General features: G+C 37.5%; 18 protein-coding genes. All 18 read left to right on the forward strand.

Features of this window, described 5'->3' with window-relative positions:
• Positions 1 to 4 precede the first annotated feature (4 nt).
• The gene (locus ACHABW_RS00715; RefSeq protein ID WP_435753619.1) at positions 5 to 1,078 is read left to right on the forward strand and encodes a protein-glutamate methylesterase/protein-glutamine glutaminase; all 1,074 of its coding nucleotides are present in this window, start codon (positions 5 to 7) and stop codon (positions 1,076 to 1,078) included.
• Between the two features lie 14 nt (positions 1,079 to 1,092).
• Positions 1,093 to 3,099 carry a chemotaxis protein CheW gene (locus ACHABW_RS00720; RefSeq protein WP_435753620.1) on the forward strand — a complete coding sequence of 669 codons (2,007 nt, stop codon included), beginning with the start codon at positions 1,093 to 1,095 and terminating at the stop codon, positions 3,097 to 3,099.
• 68 nt (positions 3,100 to 3,167) lie between these two features.
• The gene (locus ACHABW_RS00725) at positions 3,168 to 3,647 is read left to right on the forward strand and encodes a chemotaxis protein CheW (protein ID WP_435753621.1); all 480 of its coding nucleotides are present in this window, start codon (positions 3,168 to 3,170) and stop codon (positions 3,645 to 3,647) included.
• On the forward strand, positions 3,647 to 4,288 hold the full coding sequence (locus tag ACHABW_RS00730; RefSeq protein ID WP_435753622.1) for a chemotaxis protein CheC: 642 nt from the start codon (positions 3,647 to 3,649) through the stop codon (positions 4,286 to 4,288). Before ACHABW_RS00725 ends, ACHABW_RS00730 begins: the two co-directional genes overlap by 1 nt.
• Positions 4,281 to 4,781 (forward strand): chemotaxis protein CheD, encoded by a 501-nt coding sequence (locus ACHABW_RS00735; RefSeq protein WP_110936344.1) that lies wholly within the window; start codon positions 4,281 to 4,283, stop codon positions 4,779 to 4,781. Before ACHABW_RS00730 ends, ACHABW_RS00735 begins: the two co-directional genes overlap by 8 nt.
• Entirely contained in the window at positions 4,781 to 5,032 is a 252-nt protein-coding gene (locus tag ACHABW_RS00740) for a hypothetical protein (RefSeq protein ID WP_435753623.1), read from the forward strand. Before ACHABW_RS00735 ends, ACHABW_RS00740 begins: the two co-directional genes overlap by 1 nt.
• Positions 5,033 to 5,102: 70 nt before the next feature.
• Positions 5,103 to 5,873, forward strand: a complete 771-nt coding sequence (locus tag ACHABW_RS00745) for a FliA/WhiG family RNA polymerase sigma factor (protein WP_435753624.1) — start codon at positions 5,103 to 5,105, stop codon at positions 5,871 to 5,873.
• A 63-nt stretch (positions 5,874 to 5,936) separates the two neighbouring features.
• A complete protein-coding gene (locus tag ACHABW_RS00750; RefSeq protein ID WP_435753625.1) occupies positions 5,937 to 7,316 on the forward strand; it encodes a DUF342 domain-containing protein in 1,380 nt (459 codons plus the stop codon).
• A gap of 89 nt (positions 7,317 to 7,405) precedes the next feature.
• Entirely contained in the window at positions 7,406 to 7,903 is a 498-nt protein-coding gene (locus ACHABW_RS00755; protein ID WP_435753626.1) for a DUF6115 domain-containing protein, read from the forward strand.
• A 160-nt stretch (positions 7,904 to 8,063) separates the two neighbouring features.
• Positions 8,064 to 8,762, forward strand: a complete 699-nt coding sequence (gene rpsB, locus ACHABW_RS00760; protein ID WP_110936339.1) for a 30S ribosomal protein S2 — start codon at positions 8,064 to 8,066, stop codon at positions 8,760 to 8,762.
• A gap of 204 nt (positions 8,763 to 8,966) precedes the next feature.
• Positions 8,967 to 9,851 (forward strand): translation elongation factor Ts, encoded by an 885-nt coding sequence (tsf, locus tag ACHABW_RS00765; protein ID WP_110936338.1) that lies wholly within the window; start codon positions 8,967 to 8,969, stop codon positions 9,849 to 9,851.
• A gap of 85 nt (positions 9,852 to 9,936) precedes the next feature.
• On the forward strand, positions 9,937 to 10,659 hold the full coding sequence (gene pyrH, locus ACHABW_RS00770) for a UMP kinase (RefSeq protein ID WP_435753627.1): 723 nt from the start codon (positions 9,937 to 9,939) through the stop codon (positions 10,657 to 10,659).
• Between the two features lie 4 nt (positions 10,660 to 10,663).
• A complete protein-coding gene (frr, locus tag ACHABW_RS00775; protein ID WP_435753628.1) occupies positions 10,664 to 11,221 on the forward strand; it encodes a ribosome recycling factor in 558 nt (185 codons plus the stop codon).
• Between the two features lie 295 nt (positions 11,222 to 11,516).
• The gene (locus ACHABW_RS00780; protein ID WP_435753629.1) at positions 11,517 to 12,287 is read left to right on the forward strand and encodes an isoprenyl transferase; all 771 of its coding nucleotides are present in this window, start codon (positions 11,517 to 11,519) and stop codon (positions 12,285 to 12,287) included.
• 15 nt (positions 12,288 to 12,302) lie between these two features.
• On the forward strand, positions 12,303 to 13,094 hold the full coding sequence (locus ACHABW_RS00785) for a phosphatidate cytidylyltransferase (RefSeq protein ID WP_110936334.1): 792 nt from the start codon (positions 12,303 to 12,305) through the stop codon (positions 13,092 to 13,094).
• A gap of 29 nt (positions 13,095 to 13,123) precedes the next feature.
• Positions 13,124 to 14,272, forward strand: a complete 1,149-nt coding sequence (locus tag ACHABW_RS00790) for a 1-deoxy-D-xylulose-5-phosphate reductoisomerase (RefSeq protein WP_435753630.1) — start codon at positions 13,124 to 13,126, stop codon at positions 14,270 to 14,272.
• A gap of 13 nt (positions 14,273 to 14,285) precedes the next feature.
• On the forward strand, positions 14,286 to 15,545 hold the full coding sequence (gene rseP / locus ACHABW_RS00795) for an RIP metalloprotease RseP (protein WP_435753631.1): 1,260 nt from the start codon (positions 14,286 to 14,288) through the stop codon (positions 15,543 to 15,545).
• Positions 15,546 to 15,806: 261 nt separating this feature from the next.
• Complete coding sequence (locus ACHABW_RS00800; protein ID WP_435753632.1) at positions 15,807 to 17,507, forward strand: proline--tRNA ligase; 1,701 nt, start codon at positions 15,807 to 15,809, stop codon at positions 17,505 to 17,507.
• Positions 17,508 to 17,727 lie beyond the last annotated feature (220 nt).

Consider the following 17,727-nt stretch of genomic DNA (forward strand, 5'->3'; position numbering starts at 1 on the left):
GAACGTGATACGGGTACTCGTAGTTGATGATTCAGCATTTATGAGAAAAATGATTGCAGATATGCTAAATAAGCATGCAGAAATTGAAGTTATTGATAAAGCTAGGAATGGGAAAGATGCTGTCGATAAAGTAATGAAGTTACATCCTGACGTAGTAACTATGGATGTAGAGATGCCGGTTATGTCTGGTTTAGAAGCGTTGAAAGAAATTATGCAAACTCGGCCTACTCCCGTGGTTATGGTATCGAGTATAACGAAAAAAGGTACAGAAACAACGATTAAAGCGATGGAGTATGGCGCATTTGATTTTATCTCTAAACCATCAGGTTCTATCTCATTAGATATTAATTTAGTGGAAAAGGATCTTATTGAGAAAGTTATTCACGCTTCCAAGGTTTCTATTCATAAAATAAATCATTCTCCCCTCAAAAATAGTCGAGAAGGTAAAATTGAGCATGTAATTCCAATCAGTGACAGCAAACCTAAATATAGAGAATCAGGAACGGGGATGCAGACTATTGTTGCTATAGGGACTTCTACAGGGGGTCCTAAGGCATTACATCAAGTGATAACTAAACTGCCTTCCGATTTTCCTTACCCTATTCTAATTGTTCAGCATATGCCAAAAGGATTCACGAAATCACTCAGTGAAAGATTGGATTCCTTGTGTGCCATTACTGTAAAAGAAGCAAAAGATGGAGAAATTTTAAAAAAAGGTATTGCCTATATTGCTCCGGGAGGATACCATTTAAAAGTAAGGACTATTGGGACTTCAGTCGCGATTCATTTAGATCAATCAGAATTAGTAAATGGACATAGACCTTCGGTAGATGCAATGTTTTTATCGCTGTCATCGATTAAAGTGAAAAAAGTTATTGCAGTGATCATGACCGGGATGGGATCGGATGGTAAAAAGGGATTAGTTGAATTAAAGGAAAAATTACCTACACTTGCCATTGCGGAATCTGAGAAAACATCTATCGTTTTCGGAATGCCAAAATCAGCGATTGAAACATCATTAGTCGATAAAGAGTTAGATTTAGACAAAATAGCAAAATATTTAGTTGAACAATCCTAATAGGAGGGATCTTTTTGGACAAAAATCAATATTTAGATATGTTTCTTGATGAAAGTACTGAGCACCTGCAAGCTATGAATGACAATTTACTTAAACTGGAAAGTAATCCGACTGACAATTCAATCATCGATGAAATTTTTCGTTCAGCTCATACACTGAAGGGAATGTCCGCTACGATGGGGTATGAAGATTTAGCTAAGTTAACTCATCATATGGAAAATGTATTGGATGCAATCCGGAATAACAAGTTAAAGGCTAGCAGTGAATTAATGGATGTCGTTTTTGAGTCGGTGGATGACCTCGAAGCAATGGTAACAGATGTTGCTAACGGTGGTGAAGGTAAACGAGACGTTTCGGCCGCTGTTAGTAAGCTAGAGAGGCTAGAAAAAGGAGAAGTACTGAGTGAGGTTGCTGCGACTAAAGAGATGGAAAAAACTTCTTCAAATCAGAAACATGACTTTGACGATTTTGAATTAACGGTGTTATCGCAATCAAAGGAACAAGGATTTCAAGGGTACTCTTTGGAGATCTCTCTTAGAGCGGATGTTATTCTAAAAGCAGCAAGAGTATTTATGGTCTTCGAAGTATTAGAACAAATTGGGGAAGTGATCAAATCAGTGCCTACTGTTGATCAACTAGAAGAGGAAAATTTTGACTTAAGTTTTTCAGTGACAATTGTTACTAAGGATCCGGAAGAAGATGTAAAAGCAAAAGTTATGAAAGTTTCAGAAATTGAAGATGTCAAGATCACTTTAATAGAGACTCTTGATTCAAAAGAGGAAAAAGAAAACACTAGTAATGATCAGCAACAAGCGAATGAAACTGTTTCGAATGAGGAGGAGGGGCAACAAGAAAAGAAATCATCTCCTGCCTCAAGTAAAACAATTCGCGTAAATATCGATCGATTAGACAGCCTTATGAATCTATTCGAAGAACTAGTCATTGATCGTGGAAGGCTCGAGCAAATTTCAAAGGATTTAAGCAGCAGTGAATTAACAGAAACTGTGGAACATATGTCACGTATTTCGGGAGACCTGCAAAGTATCATTCTTAATATGCGAATGGTGCCTGTTGAGCAAGTATTTAATCGTTTCCCTAGAATGGTCAGAGGCCTTGCCAAAGATCTTGATAAGAAAATGAATTTAAATATTATTGGAGCGGAGACAGAGTTGGATCGAACAGTAATCGACGAAATAGGAGACCCACTCGTACATTTGTTACGTAATTCTATTGACCATGGTGTTGAAGTTCCTGCTGTAAGAAAACAAGCAGGAAAATCAGAAGAAGGTCAAATTACGTTAAAGGCTTATCACAGTGGAAATCATGTATTTATAGAAGTATCTGACGATGGTGCAGGTATTAACCGTGACAAAGTGCTTGCTAAAGCAATTAGTCGTGGCGTTGTCTCCCAAGAAAATGCAGCTAACTTAACGGATACACAAGTCTATGAATTACTTTTCTCAAGCGGATTAAGCACTGCAGATGAAATTTCAGATATTTCAGGTAGAGGCGTAGGTCTTGATGTTGTTAAGAATAAAATTGAATCATTAGGTGGACATGTAACTGTTAATTCTGTGCTTGATCAAGGGACTGTATTTTCAATCCAATTACCGTTAACATTATCTATCATCTCTGTCATGCTTGTTGAAGTTCAAGATGAGAAATATGCGGTTCCACTATCATCGATTATTGAAACGGCTATTATTAAAAAAGAAGATATTATGGCCGCTCACAACCAGAAGGTCATTGATTTTAGAGGCAGCGTGGTTCCACTAATTAACCTAACAAACTTCTTCGATGTACCTAAGACAAGAGAAGACGATGAATTTTATTCAATCGTTATTATTCGAAAAGGCGAAAAAATGGCTGCATTAGTAGTAAATGCCTTTATTGGACAACAAGAAATAGTATTAAAGTCTTTAGGCGACTATTTGAACAATGCATTTGCTATATCGGGCGCCACCATTCTTGGGAATGGACAAGTTGCGTTAATCATTGATTGCAATGCTTTAATAAAATAAACGTTTCTATGTGAATGGTTATGAACTTAACATATTTTCAATTAATAATATAAGGGAGGACGAGGACAATGATTGAAGGATCTGGTTTACAAGATATGAAAGTAATTGTTTTTCAGTTGAAGGATGAAGAATACGGAGTTGAGGTGGACCAAGTCAGGTCAATAGAGCGAGTAGAGCATATAACTCGTGTACCAAGTACTCCTGATTTTGTCGAGGGAGTAATTAATCTTCGTGGGGTTGTAACGCCTATTATTGATCTTCGTAAAAGATTTGAGATCGAGGCAATTGATCATACGGATACAACAAGGGTGATTATTGTTACGGTGGGGAATATGGATGTTGGTTTAGTAGTAGATGCAGCTAACGATGTGATTGATATTTCTCGGGAGTCAGTAGAACCTCCTCCAGAGGTAGTAGGTTCTTTGGAGGCAGAATATATTCAAGGTGTGGCAAAACTTGAAAAGAGACTATTGATCTTACTAAATTTGGACAAGGTGTTAAACCGAACAGAAAGAGAGCAAATGAAAGATATCGAGAGGTCCGTATAATGAAGGATTTAAGCGATATAAGACTCGAACACTTAGATATTCTGAAAGAAATTGGAAATATAGGTGCTGGAAATGCTGCTACCGCTTTATCTCAAATGTTAAATAAAACCATTGATATGAAGGTGCCTGCAGTTAAGGTAGTTCCTTTTAATGAAATAAGTAATTTAGTAGGAGGAGAAGAAGTTGTCGTGGCAGCTATTTTCCTCCGTATAAAAGGGGATGCACCAGGTAATATGTTTTTTATGTTACCGGTTGACGAAGCAAGCCGATTGGTTCAGCAATTAGTTGGAGACTCAACGATTGATTTTAGTGAGGAGCCGATTAATGAAATGGGTGCATCAGCATTAAATGAAGTAGGCAATATATTGGCGGGGTCATATTTGTCAGCATTATCGGACTTTACGAAATTAAATTTGCAGCCAACCCCGCCAGATTTAGCGATAGATATGACAATGGCAATCCTGTCTTTTGGACTTGTTGAACTGTCACAGGCTGGTGATTTTGCGATAGTAATAGATACAGAAATCAATGAGCTAGGAGAAGATGAAACGATTCAATCAAAAGCTCATTTCTTTTTGTTGCCGGACCCTGAATCACTGATTAGAATTTTTCATTCGTTAGGAGTACCTCTTGATGAGTAGTGTCGTGGGTAATGTCGTGAAAGTCGGAATGGCGGATTTAAAGCTAGCAAAGCCACCACAAACCATTCGAACGTCTGGGTTAGGATCTTGTGTTGGTATCATTATGTATGATGATCGTTTAAGAATATCAGGAATGGCTCATATTATGCTTCCCGATTCGACGTTTGCGCGTTCGGGACAGTTGAATAGAGCAAAATATGCAGACACTGCTATTACAGATTTACTTGAAAATTTATTAGAACAAGGTGCATCTAAATACCGCATGAAAGCAAAAATAGCTGGTGGTGCGCAGATGTTCAAGTTTTCATCTAGTAATGAAGCTACTAGAATCGGACCGAGAAATGTAGAGGCAGTAAAAAGAATTTTAGCGGATGCTAACGTTCCTATCATGTTTGAAGATGTTGGAGGAAATAGTGGCAGAACCATTGAATTCGATCCTGAATCATCTGTGTTAGAAATTCGAACCGTAAATAAAGGTGTGATTCAAGCATAATGAGCAGACAAAGAATTTTGTTTATTCTAGTTTCCAGTCTTCTTGGTTTCTTGGTAGTTTTTGCTTCTTCTCTCACAAGTAATTCTGTCATTACCTCGCTTTTTCGCGGTGGTGTTGCGTTTGCCATATTTCTGTTTATCGGATTAATTTTTCATATAATCTGGGGTTTTATTACCGTGGATCTGGTAGAGAAAGAGCAGTTGCCTAAGAGTACTCAAGGTACTGAAAAGGAACAAGAAACTAAAGAATAAAAAGCTAATGAGAAAAGATAAAGGTTAGAAAATGTATGTGACATATTTATGAGCAAATAGGAGGTTTCCTATGTCTAAGGTAAAAGAATCAGTGACGTTAACAAAAGTATGGGATCGATGGGTAAAAGACAGGGATCCACTAGCTGGGGATCGGTTGATAGAAGCTTATTTGCCATTAGTGGATTATCATGTCCAGCGGATAAGTGTAAACCTTCCCCGGAGCATACAACTAGATGATTTAAGAAGTCATGGATTAGTTGGTCTTTACGACGCTCTAGAAAAGTTTGATCATACAAGAGAACTAAAATTCGACACATATGCTTCCTTTCGTATTAGGGGCTCTATTATAGATGGATTAAGAAAAGAGGATTGGCTTCCAAGGTCTATCCGTGATAAGTCAAAAAAGGTGGAACAAACAATTGAGCAATTAGAACAACAGCATGGTCGATATGTAACATCTGAGGAAGTGGCATCTGAACTTGGATGGAGTGCAAATGATGTAACTAATACTATGAACGAAAGCTTTTTCTCCCACCTTCTATCCATTGATGAACCTACCTCTGATACTGAGAGGGATGATACCTATTCTTCTTCGATAGTGGACCAGCAAACTCCCACCCCTGAAGAAAGTCTGGGGACAAAAGCTAGAAATCAAGAATTAGCAAAATATATAAAAACATTAAATGAGAACGAACAACTTGTTATTTCTTTGTTTTATTTCGAAGAATTCACTTTAACCGAAATAGGAGAAGTACTAAATCTATCCACTTCCCGTATATCACAGATCCATTCGAAAACGTTATTTAAACTTCAGCAAAAATTGAAAAAAGATAACTTATAGTTTGTTATCCAACCTAATTACTTTTGAATATTCCAATTTTCATATAGTGGGGGAGAACCTATAATGGATAGCCTAAATGAGGTACTATTGATAGAAGTTGACAATGATGCACTCGAGGTTACTCTTAAGCAAAATCTTTCTTTGCCAGAAGAGTTGAAATTAGAAGATCTAACATTGTTCCTCGAGGAACATGGAATTGTATATGGAATTAGTAAAGAAACTTTAGAAAAAATAGTCTCGAAAGAAATTAGTTTACCCGTTACTGTTGCTCAAGGAGAAAAGCCAAAACACGGGATAGATGCTTGTTTATGGACCGTCTTAGAAGGTTTTAAAGGAGATTCAACAGAAGTAACACCAGGGGATGATGATAAAAATTTAAAGCAAGTGATAAACATACCTTCTGTTACAGCAGGTACAATTGTAGGAAAGAAAATTAACCCCACTCCTGAAGAAAAAGGTGTTTCTGTTTACGGAGAGGAAATAAAAGCAAGACCTGGAAAGGATCTAAAGTTACGACCTGGAAAAAATACGCGGATAAGTGACGGCGGCATGGAAATTATTTCGATGATAGATGGTCAAGTATCCGTTGAACCGAAAGTCGTACATGTTTATCCGATCTTTGAAGTGAATGGGAATTTGGATTTAAATGTTGGGAATATTGACTTTGTTGGAAACGTAAACATTCGCGGGAACGTGCCTTCTGGCTTTGAAATTAAAGCAAGAGGAGACATTCGTGTGCATGGTTCTGTTGAATCGGCCGAATTAGTTTCGGGTGGTTCTATTTACATACATCAAGGAGTGGTTGCACAAGGGAAAGGTCTTATAGATGCACAAGGAGAAATCAAGACCTCTTTTTTAAATCAGGCCAACATTCGAGCTAAAGGTGATATCCACGTTTCAAAGTCTATACTACATAGCAAGGTCGAAACGCAAGGACGGTTGTTTTGTAATCAAGGAAAAGGAAACATAGTTGGTGGAAGCATTTCAGCAGGTGTAGAAATAGTGGTTAATGAACTTGGCAACCATATGAGTACCCCTACCGAGTTATACATCGGCTTAAGTGAATCAATTGTTACAGCGGAGAAAAAATATAAAATTCAACTCAAGGAAGCTCGAGACGATGTTCAAAAGTTAGGTGTCTTATTAAAAAGGATCGTTACGAAAGAAGCAGAAGGTACTCTAAATGCTCAAGAAAAAATAATGAAGCTCAGGATTAGAAATTCACTTTTTGAGTCTAATAAACTTATGCAGGAAGCCAGTGAGCAATTAGGGGAGTTGGAAGAATTTTTTGCTAGTCAGGAGGATGTGAAAGTGAAAATTCAACGGACTATCTACCCAAATACAGTTCTAAACTTTGGTAAATATAAACGGAAAATTATCTCAAAGCACGACCATGTATTATTTCGTATTGAGAAAAGTGAAATTAAGTTTGAGACCTTATAACAACAAAAAGTGTTACAATTAATAGGAAACGATGTGTTTAATATCTTAATAAGTGATGATGAAGATGTAATAAGGCAAAGGGGACAATAATGGTATATTTAGTAATCATAAGTTTGGCGCTGCATTTTGTAAGTTTTTATATTATGATCCTTCTCTATCAGCGAATGGAGCGTACAAAACCTTTAGATAAAGAAAAAACAATGAAAGAATTAGAAGATCTTCTTCTATCTTATACTACAGAAATGAAAGACAATAATGAAAGATTAGCTCGAAGGGTTAGTAAACTTTCTGCTAATTCATCTCCTAAAGTGAATGAACATAGAAAGATAGAAAATATACCAGAACCAATAACTGATCCTGATCAGAGTTTAGTAAATACTTTTCCTGATTCCGCTGATCATGAAGAAGATTATAAAGAGTATGAGCCTCCACTTCCGGATGAAACATCAGAAGAAATAGCTCTGGATTCTTCTACAACATCTAGAGTATTGTCGCTTTACAAACGGGGGAATTCTATAACTGATATTGCAAAGGAATTACGCATTGGTGCTGGAGAGGTTGAATTACTCCTAAAGTTTTATAAATAAATTCCTTCCATCTCTTGTCATAGCATGATGTATATGATATATTATCTCTTGGTGTTACTACACACGCTTGCGGATCTAATCGAGGGTGCTTTATTCAATTAAAGTCTTAATTAGAGAAGATGCGAGCGGAGGATTTAAAAAACCAGAGGAGGTGAGTGAAATGGCAGTGATTTCCATGAAACAATTATTAGAAGCAGGGGTTCATTTCGGACACCAAACACGTCGTTGGAACCCAAAGATGGATCGCTACATTTTCACAGAAAGAAACGGTATTTACATTATTGATCTTCAAAAAACAGTTAAGAAGGTTGACGAGGCATTTAATTTTGTTCGTAACTTAGCTGAGCAAGGTGGAACAATGCTTTTTGTAGGTACAAAGAAACAAGCTCAAGATTCTGTTAAGGAAGAAGCTGAGCGTTGTGGTATGTACTTCATTAACCAACGTTGGTTAGGTGGTACTTTAACTAACTTTGACACTATCCGTAAGCGTATTGCTCGTCTTGTTGAGATCGAAACTATGCAAGAAGATGGAACGTTTGATGTCCTTCCTAAAAAAGAAGTTGTCCTTCTTGTTAAGGAAATGGACCGTCTTGAGAAATTCCTAGGTGGAATTAAAGAGATGAAGCGTCTGCCGGATGCATTATTTATTATCGATCCTCGTAAAGAGCGAATCGCTGTTGCTGAAGCTCATAAATTGCATATCCCAATCGTTGGGATTGTTGATACTAACTGTGACCCTGACGAGATTGATTATGTCATTCCAGGTAACGATGATGCAATTCGTGCTGTTCGTTTACTTACTGCGAAAATGGCTGATGCAATCATTGAAGCTAATCAGGGTGAAGAAACATCTGCTTAAAATGTTCGTCCAAAAGGGTGATAGAGGGCTAGACCCTTTATCATCCTTTTTTTAAAATTACTATTGCAGGTTATGTTGATGCTCTAAAGTGGTAATAATGTAAAAAAGCGCCAGGGGAATCCCAAATAGTTTTCGAAATTTAAAAACAAGCGCTATACTTAAAATGTAAATAAAACAGAAGATATAAATTAAGGAGGAATTTGAATGGCTATTTCAGCTAAAATGGTAAAAGAACTTCGTGAAAAAACAGGTGCAGGTATGATGGACTGCAAAAAAGCCCTTACAGCAACTGACGGGGATGTGGATAGCGCAATTGATTTTCTTCGTGAAAAAGGAATTGCCAAAGCAGAAAAGAAATCTGACCGTATTGCTGCCGAAGGTCTTGCTCATATCGTTACAGAAAACAATCGTGCGGTTATCGTAGAAGTCAATTCTGAAACTGACTTTGTTTCAAAAAATGAAAACTTCATTAATATGGTGGATAAGATCGCACGTCATATTTTGACTAATAATCCAACTACAGTAGATGAAGCCTTAGGACAATCTTTCGATGGTTCAGAAGATACTCTAAAAGGATTTATTAATAGCCAAATCGCAAAAATCGGTGAAAAAATTTCGTTGCGTCGTTTCGCACTTGTTGAAGGTGGAGAAAATGAAGCATTTGGTGCTTATATTCATATGGGCGGACGAATCGGTGTATTAACTGTGCTTACAGGAACTGCAGATGAGCAAGTTGCAAAAGACGTTGCGATGCATGCTGCTGCTTTAAATCCTAAGTATGTTCGTCGTGAAGAAGTCTCTGAAGATGAAGTAAATCGTGAGCGTGAAGTATTGAAGCAACAAGCTATGAACGAGGGTAAACCTGAGAAAATCGTTGATAAAATGGTTGAAGGTCGACTTGGTAAATTCTTCGAAGAAACTTGTTTGAATGAGCAAGCATTCGTAAAAGACAGTGATCAAAAAGTAGGCAAGTATGTATCTTCAAAAGGAGCGGAAATCAAAACTTTCTTCCGTTATGAAGTTGGAGAAGGCATGGAGAAAAGGGAAGAAAACTTCGCTGAAGAAGTTATGTCCCAAGTTAAAAAATAATATTTGCTGGATCATAGAGGGGCACTCCGTGTCCCTTTTTCCTAAGAGTATTAGTTAAAATACATAATATATAATGGAGGGTACTATGGAGGAGCGAAAGTATAGCCGAATTGTGTTAAAATTGAGTGGTGAAGCGTTATCAGGAGATCAAGGATTCGGTATTGATCCAACAATGATCCAATCCATCGCTGATCAGGTGAAAGATATTGTCGCTCTGAAAGTTGAAGTTGCAATTATTGTTGGAGGAGGAAATATTTGGCGAGGAATGGCCGGAGCCGCTAAAGGTATGGACCGGGCAACCGCAGATTATATGGGAATGCTTGCTACAGTAATGAACTCATTAGCACTCCAAGACAGCTTGGAGAATATAGGGGTTCAAACAAGAGTTCAGTCCTCCATTGAAATGAGACAAGTAGCCGAACCATACATAAGACGCCGAGCAATACGCCACCTTGAGAAAAAACGAGTGGTCATTTTTGCTGCTGGTACGGGTAATCCTTATTTTTCAACAGACACAACAGCCGCATTACGAGCAGCTGAAATTGAAGCGGATGTCATTTTAATGGCCAAGAACAATGTAGATGGTGTATATAGCGCTGATCCTAGCATGGATTCAACTGCGGTTAAATATGATACGTTAACTTATTTAGATATCTTAAAGGACGGTTTGGCTGTTATGGATTCCACGGCTTCGTCTCTATGTATGGATAACAATATCCCGTTAATTGTTTTCTCTATCGCGGAAAAAGGCAATATAAAACGAGCTGTGTTAGGTGAAGAAATTGGAACAATAATAAGGGGGAAGTAAAATAATGTCTAACGAAGTATTAAAACAAGCAAAAGAGCGAATGGAAAAGTCAGTTGAGGCGTATGAAAGAGAATTAGGCACGTTACGGGCAGGCAGAGCCAATCCATCTATATTAGACAAGGTTCAAGTAGAATATTACGGTATGATGACGCCGTTAAATCAACTTGCTTCCATAACTGTTCCTGAGGGAAGAATGCTTTTAATTCAGCCGTTCGATAAATCTTCTATTTCTGATATCGAAAAAGCTATTCAAAAAGCTGACCTTGGATTAACGCCGTCCAGTGACGGTAATATCATTCGAATTACGATTCCTGCACTAACAGAAGAACGTCGTAATGATCTCGTTAAAATAGTAGGCCGTTACGCAGAGGAAGCTAAAGTTGCTGTTCGTAATGTACGCCGCGATGCGAATGACGAACTAAAGAAGAAAGAAAAAGATGGTGACTTAACAGAAGATGAACTTCGTCGTGGGCAAGATGAAGTTCAAAAACTTACAGATTCGACAATTAGTAATATCGATAGTATTTCTAAAGTCAAGGAAGAGAGTATTCGTGAGGTCTAGTCTTTCTTAACTGTATATAATTAAAAATGTGAGAAAGGGCCCTCTCGAGATAGAGGGTCTTTTCAATTTAATTGAGTATGTTCAATAGATCTTGAAATACTAAATGAATATGGTGTTGACCATTTACAAATTTTCATCTTATACGATAAGCTTGTTCATGGTAGAATATAAAAAGGGACCAATATATTCCACATTAACATTTCAGGTCGATAACATATGTGCAAAGATGGTAAAGTGTATGATACATATAAAAAATGTCATTATTTGAATTTCAAACCGCCTGGGGGAAAAAAGCATGTTTGATAAATTAACAGGCCGTAATAAAAACGGACAACCAAATGAAGATCCTACTCTTTTAATCTCACAAGAAAACATCCCGAATCACGTTGCAATTATCATGGATGGAAATGGGCGCTGGGCCAAAAAAAGAGGTCTTCCTCGTATAGCAGGACATCGTGAAGGAATGAGTGTTATAAAAAAGATTGTCCGTTACTCTAATAATCTAGGTATTAAAGTTTTAACACTTTATGCATTTTCAACTGAAAACTGGAAGAGACCTAAAACAGAAGTTGATTTTCTAATGCGACTCCCAGAACGCTATTTAAGTGTTGAATTACCAAAACTGATCAAAGAAAATGTTGTTATAAGAATTACTGGTGATCGAGAGAAATTACCTGATTATACGAAAAAAGCAGTAGATAATGCTATTGAGAAAACAAAGAATAATAATGGACTTATCTTGAATTTTGCTCTTAATTATGGCAGCAGGTCAGAAATCCTTGATGGGATGAAATCAATTTACAGAGATATAGAGAATGGGATTATACACATAGATGACGTATCTGAAACGATGCTTTCCAACCATCTGATGACTTCGGATCTTATTGAACCAGATTTACTTATTAGAACCAGTGGAGAAATTAGACTTAGCAACTTTATGCTCTGGCAACTAGCCTATTCCGAGTTTTGGTTTACGAAAGTACTCTGGCCGGATTTTGCAGAGGAGCATTTTGATGAAGCGATCCAGGAGTATCAAAAGAGACAGCGAAGATATGGCGGTGTTTAGAGAGGAGCAGGAAATTTGAAACAACGAATTATAACCGGGGTTGTTGGGGGTAGTGCCTTCCTTGGCCTTATTATTTTAGGGGATCTTCCTTTTACATTGTTAATGATTGCCTTGGCAGCTATTGCAATGTGGGAATTAATTAAAATGAAAAGAATCCAACCGTTTTCTGTTAAAGGAGTTGTTGCATTTATTTTTATGTTTCTCCTATTAGTTCCGGAAAACTTGGTGTCCATGCAATGGATTCACCTTCAAAGATTAGAGTTATTTTTACTGTTAATTATCGTTCTATTAGCATTGACAGTTGTAACGAAAAATTCTTTTTCCTTTGATGAAGCAGGCTTTGTCATTCTTGCTTCGGTGTATGTAGGTTTTGGTTTTCATTACTTTATGTATGCCAGATTTTTAGAAAACGGACTAGAAGTGATATTTTTTATTTTAACCATCGTTTGGTCAACTGACTCAGGGGCTTATTTTGCTGGAAGAAGTTTTGGGAAACATAAACTTTGGCCGGAAATTAGTCCGAAAAAAACGATAGAAGGCGCTGTTGGCGGTACTGTTCTAGCGGTTTTAATCGGCTCAATTTTTATAATTTTCATTCCGGTTTTCTCATCGTGGATTGTAACGATGATGTTTATGCTTATTGTTTCTATTACTGGGCAATTAGGGGATCTAGTCGAATCGGCTTTTAAACGACACTATGCAGTAAAGGACTCTGGTCAAGTGTTACCGGGTCACGGAGGTATCTTAGATAGATTTGACAGTTTGATATTTGTAATGCCAATTATTTATTTACTTGGATTCATTTAATCTGGTCATGAAAAGAGAGGCGTTAATCATTGAAAAAAATTAATTTAATTGGTTCAACTGGATCTATAGGGATTCAAACACTGGATGTTGTTCGTTCTCATCCTGATAAGTTTTCTATTTTAGGTCTCAGTTTTGGTGTGAATATAAAGGTTGGAATGGCACAAATTGAAGAATTCCAACCTGAAATTATAAGTGTAGGATCTCTGGAAGTTTGTGAAAAAGTAAAACAACAGATTACTTATCCTGCCCGCATTCTCTATGGAGACCACGGATTAATAGAAGTTGCTACCTATGGGGAATCGGAAGTACTTGTCAATGCCGTCATGGGAAGAATAGGTTTGGAACCTACTTTAAAAGCGATTGAGGCTGGAAAAGATATAGCAATTGCAAATAAGGAAACGTTAGTGACAGCCGGACATATTGTCACAGCGATGATTGAAAAACACGGTGTACAACTTATACCAATCGATAGTGAACATTCAGCTCTTTACCAATGTTTACACGGTAACATTGATAAAGAGGTCTCTAAACTAATTTTAACTGCATCTGGAGGGAGTTTTCGCAATTTAACACGGAGTGAACTAGAAGGAGTAACGGTTAACGATGCATTAAAACATCCTAATTGGCAAATGGGAGCTAAAATCACCATTGACTCTGCTACGATGATGAACAAAGGCTTGGAAGTTATTGAAGCGAAATGGTTGTTTAACATGAGTTATGATAAAATTGATGTTATCTTACATAAAGAAAGCATTATTCATTCTATGGTTGAATATATTGACGGTAGTGTACTTGCCCACCTCGGAACACCAGATATGAGAGTTCCTATTCAGTTTGCATTATCTTTACCTGAGAGGCTTGATTTAAAGGGTGGAGAAAGGTTAAACTTATGGGAAGTTGGTGCACTCCACTTTGAAAAAATGGACAAAGAGAGATTTAGATGTCTAGAAATTGCCTACCAGGCTGGTAAACAAGGTGGTTCGGCTCCGACTGTATTAAATGCGGCAAACGAAATCGCAGTCTCTTTATTTCTACAAGGAAAAATATCATTTTTAGATATAGAATATTTTGTAGAAAAAGCATTGGATGGTCACACCCCATCCAACGATCCTTCACTGGAAGAAATCATTTCTTTAGATGATGAGATTAGAAACAAGGTGTTATCTTATATCAGTTAAAGGGTGTGTGTGAATGAATACTTTAATAGCAGTAATTGTGATCTTTGGACTACTTGTGTTTATACATGAGTGGGGGCATCTTATTTTTGCTAAAAGGGCCGGTATTTTATGTCGTGAATTCGCCATAGGATTCGGACCAAAAATATTTTCTTTTAAACGAAATGAAACGGTATATACGATTAGGCTCCTTCCATTAGGTGGCTTTGTGCGAATGGCTGGAGAAGATCCTGAGATGGTTCAAATCAAGCCTGGCTATGAAATTGGTCTATTTTTTAATGATTCTGGTAAAGTAAATCGTATGATTATTAATAATAAGTCTAAACATCCCGGGTGCAAGGTGATGCAAGTAGAAAAAATAGATATGGAACATGATTTATTTGTACAAGGGTATGTAGATGATTCAGAGGAACTAATAACTTATCAGATTGATGAAAAAGCGGAGTTTGTTCATGATGAACTAGCTACACAAATAGCGCCTTATGATCGTCAGTTTTCATCTAAAACAGTTGGCCAGCGTGCAGTAGCTATTTTCGCTGGACCTATGATGAATTTCGTACTAGCTGTTGTAATATTAATGGCTTATGCACTAATTGCTGGTATGCCAGTCGATGAAGCGTTAGTTGGAGATTTAACGGATGATGGTGTTGCCTTGGAAGCGGGTCTTGAAAGTGGAGATAGAGTTCTTTCTATCGATGGCGAAAATGTCACCACCTGGGAAGATATGACCAGCATTATCCAAGATCAGCCAAATGAAAACCTTCAGTTTGAAATTGAACGTGGGTCAGATCAATTTGAGGTTAACATAGTCCCTCAAGAAAGAATTGGCGCTGAGGATGAAGTAGAAGGAGTCGTAGGTATCTATCCGCCAACTGAAAAGAGTATAGGTGGTGCAATTGCTTTCGGTTTCACGCAAACGTATGAGTATACAATGCTCATAGTTGAAGCATTAGGTATGCTTGTCACCGGACAATTTAGTTTAGATCATTTATCAGGCCCTGTAGGGATTTATAATTACACGGGTGAAGTTGCAGCAATGGGGATTCTAGTTTTATTCCAATGGGCAGCAATTTTAAGTGTTAATTTAGGGATAATTAATTTGTTACCATTGCCTGCACTTGATGGTGGTCGACTGATATTTATTGGGTTAGAAGCAATTCGAGGAAAACCAATTGATCCACAAAAAGAAGGAATCGTTCACTTTGTGGGGTTTGCCTTGCTAATGTTATTAATGCTCGCAGTGACATGGAACGACATAAATAAGTTTTTCTTGTAGACATTTAGACAACTAGAAAGCAATGAGCTTTCCAGCTTACTCCTTAAGCGGATTTGAGTACCTTGCTTTTTAAATTAAACTAACAATCTTAAAGAAAACAGCTTTAACTTAGAAGCGACACCTCTAATTTCAACTTAGGGTGTTGCTTCGTTTCACTGTTGTACCAAAGTGATCTATAGAGGAAAATCAAATCATTGCCACAGTTTTTTGAACACATTTTTTAGAAGATTAATATTAATGTAAAGGTTGGGGTGGCTTATAATGAGACAAAGTACATATTTAGCACCTACGTTACGAGATATACCGGCAGATGCTGATGTAAAGAGTCATCAATTAATGCTTCGTGCCGGGTTGATTCGTCAGAGTGCTTCTGGAGTTTATTCGTTTCTACCCTTAGGTATGAAAGTGTTGCAAAAGGTGGAAACAATTGTCCGTGAAGAAATGAATCGTGCTGGGGCACAGGAGTTATTGATGCCGGCTATTCAACCTGCGGAACTCTGGCAAGAGTCAGGGCGTTGGGAAGCTTATGGACCTGAGTTAATGAGATTTAAAGACAGACATAACCGTGAGTTTGCCTTAGGACCAACTCATGAGGAAGTAATTACGAGCCTAGTAAAAGATGCTGTTGGTTCCTATAAAAAACTTCCAATGACGTTATATCAGATTCAAACGAAATTCCGTGACGAGAGAAGACCTAGATTTGGGATTCTTCGTGGCCGGGAGTTTTTAATGAAAGATGCCTATTCGTTTGATACGAGTTTTGAAGGATTAGATGAAAGTTATAATAAAATGTATGAAGCTTACAAGAATGTGTTTACGCGTTGTGAATTAAATTTCAGAGCAGTTGTTGCTGATTCTGGTGCAATGGGAGGAAAGGACACTCATGAATTCATGGTTCTTTCTAACATTGGTGAAGATACGATTGCCTACTCTGATTCTTCAGATTTTGCAGCGAATATTGAAATAGCGCCTGTGAATGTAGCCTATGAAAAATCCAGTGAAGCCATTAATGAAATCGAAACAATTTCAACGCCTGGTAAAAAATCTATAGCTGATGTTGCTGCATTTTTGGAAGCAGACAAGCAACGCTGCTTGAAATCGTTACTATTTATCGTTGATAAAGAACCTGTACTTGTGCTGGTTCGTGGAGATCATGAGGTAAATGACGTGAAAATCAAACATTTCTTTGAAGCAACGCAAGTCGATCTTGCCTCTGATCAGGAAACAAGCTCATGGCTTGAAACAGAGGCTGGGTTCATTGGTCCGGTTGGAATAGATAATAAAGTGAAAATTATTGCAGACCATGCTGTGAAGTACATGGTTAACGCTATCTCAGGAGCTAATCAAAAAGATACCCATCTTAAGAATGTCACCCCTGATAAAGACTTTGAAGTGTCTTCCTACGGAGATTTCCGAAATATCCAAGAAGGAGATCCTTCACCAGATGGGCAAGGAACAATCCATTTCAAAGAAGGTATCGAAGTTGGTCATGTATTTAAGCTCGGGACACGCTATAGTGAAGCACTAGGTGCAACATTTTTAAATGACCAAGGAAAAGCTAAACCGATTGTGATGGGAAGTTATGGAATTGGAGTTTCCAGAACAGTTGCAGCAATTGTAGAAGAAAATCACGATGATGATGGTATTATTTGGCCAAACAGTGTAGCTCCTTTTCAAGTCCATCTTATCCCGGTAAATATAAAGCAAGAAGAGCAAAGGGTTCTAGCTGAGTCTTTATATGAGAAGCTTGAACAGCAACGTTTTGAGGTTTTATTGGATGACCGTACAGAGCGTCCAGGTGTTAAATTCAAAGATGCAGATCTTTATGGTCTACCAGTGAGAATTACTGTAGGTAAAAAAGCAACAGATGGCATTGTAGAGGTTAAAATAAGGAAGACTGGTGAAATGCTAGAACTTCATGAGGATGATCTCCTGGAATTCTTAGCTAAAACTGTTAGATAATTTTTTATAATGAGGGTGCGTTCATAAAGTCGATAACTGACTTTATGATGCACCCTCATAGTAATGAAACACCTGGTTTTACAAGATAAAGGTAAGAAAGTATAATAATTCTTTAATAGGCTGCGCGTAATCAACGAAGTTTGTATTGTTGTTTTCTTCGAAGCCAAACTAGATGTTTTAATTTTTCAAAGACGGCTATGCCGTTTTTCATGGAGGGGAA

Origin of the sequence: Salipaludibacillus sp. CF4.18 (assembly GCF_051262595.1) — a bacterium.
Taxonomy (GTDB): domain Bacteria; phylum Bacillota; class Bacilli; order Bacillales; family Salisediminibacteriaceae; genus Salipaludibacillus; species Salipaludibacillus neizhouensis.

Bases quoted from the DNA above. Each gene is read 5' to 3' on its own strand.
- frr (WP_435753628.1), top strand. From the start codon at position 10,664: ATGTCTAACGAAGTATTAAAACAAGCAAAAGAGCGAATGGAAAAGTCA.
- ACHABW_RS00800 (WP_435753632.1), top strand. From the start codon at position 15,807: ATGAGACAAAGTACATATTTAGCACCTACGTTACGAGATATACCGGCA.
- ACHABW_RS00780 (WP_435753629.1), top strand. From the start codon at position 11,517: ATGTTTGATAAATTAACAGGCCGTAATAAAAACGGACAACCAAATGAA.
- ACHABW_RS00735 (WP_110936344.1), top strand. From the start codon at position 4,281: ATGAGTAGTGTCGTGGGTAATGTCGTGAAAGTCGGAATGGCGGATTTA.
- tsf (WP_110936338.1), top strand. From the start codon at position 8,967: ATGGCTATTTCAGCTAAAATGGTAAAAGAACTTCGTGAAAAAACAGGT.
- pyrH (WP_435753627.1), top strand. From the start codon at position 9,937: ATGGAGGAGCGAAAGTATAGCCGAATTGTGTTAAAATTGAGTGGTGAA.
- ACHABW_RS00725 (WP_435753621.1), top strand. From the start codon at position 3,168: ATGATTGAAGGATCTGGTTTACAAGATATGAAAGTAATTGTTTTTCAG.
- ACHABW_RS00750 (WP_435753625.1), top strand. From the start codon at position 5,937: ATGGATAGCCTAAATGAGGTACTATTGATAGAAGTTGACAATGATGCA.
- ACHABW_RS00745 (WP_435753624.1), top strand. From the start codon at position 5,103: ATGTCTAAGGTAAAAGAATCAGTGACGTTAACAAAAGTATGGGATCGA.
- rseP (WP_435753631.1), top strand. From the start codon at position 14,286: ATGAATACTTTAATAGCAGTAATTGTGATCTTTGGACTACTTGTGTTT.
- ACHABW_RS00730 (WP_435753622.1), top strand. From the start codon at position 3,647: ATGAAGGATTTAAGCGATATAAGACTCGAACACTTAGATATTCTGAAA.
- ACHABW_RS00755 (WP_435753626.1), top strand. From the start codon at position 7,406: ATGGTATATTTAGTAATCATAAGTTTGGCGCTGCATTTTGTAAGTTTT.
- ACHABW_RS00740 (WP_435753623.1), top strand. From the start codon at position 4,781: ATGAGCAGACAAAGAATTTTGTTTATTCTAGTTTCCAGTCTTCTTGGT.
- rpsB (WP_110936339.1), top strand. From the start codon at position 8,064: ATGGCAGTGATTTCCATGAAACAATTATTAGAAGCAGGGGTTCATTTC.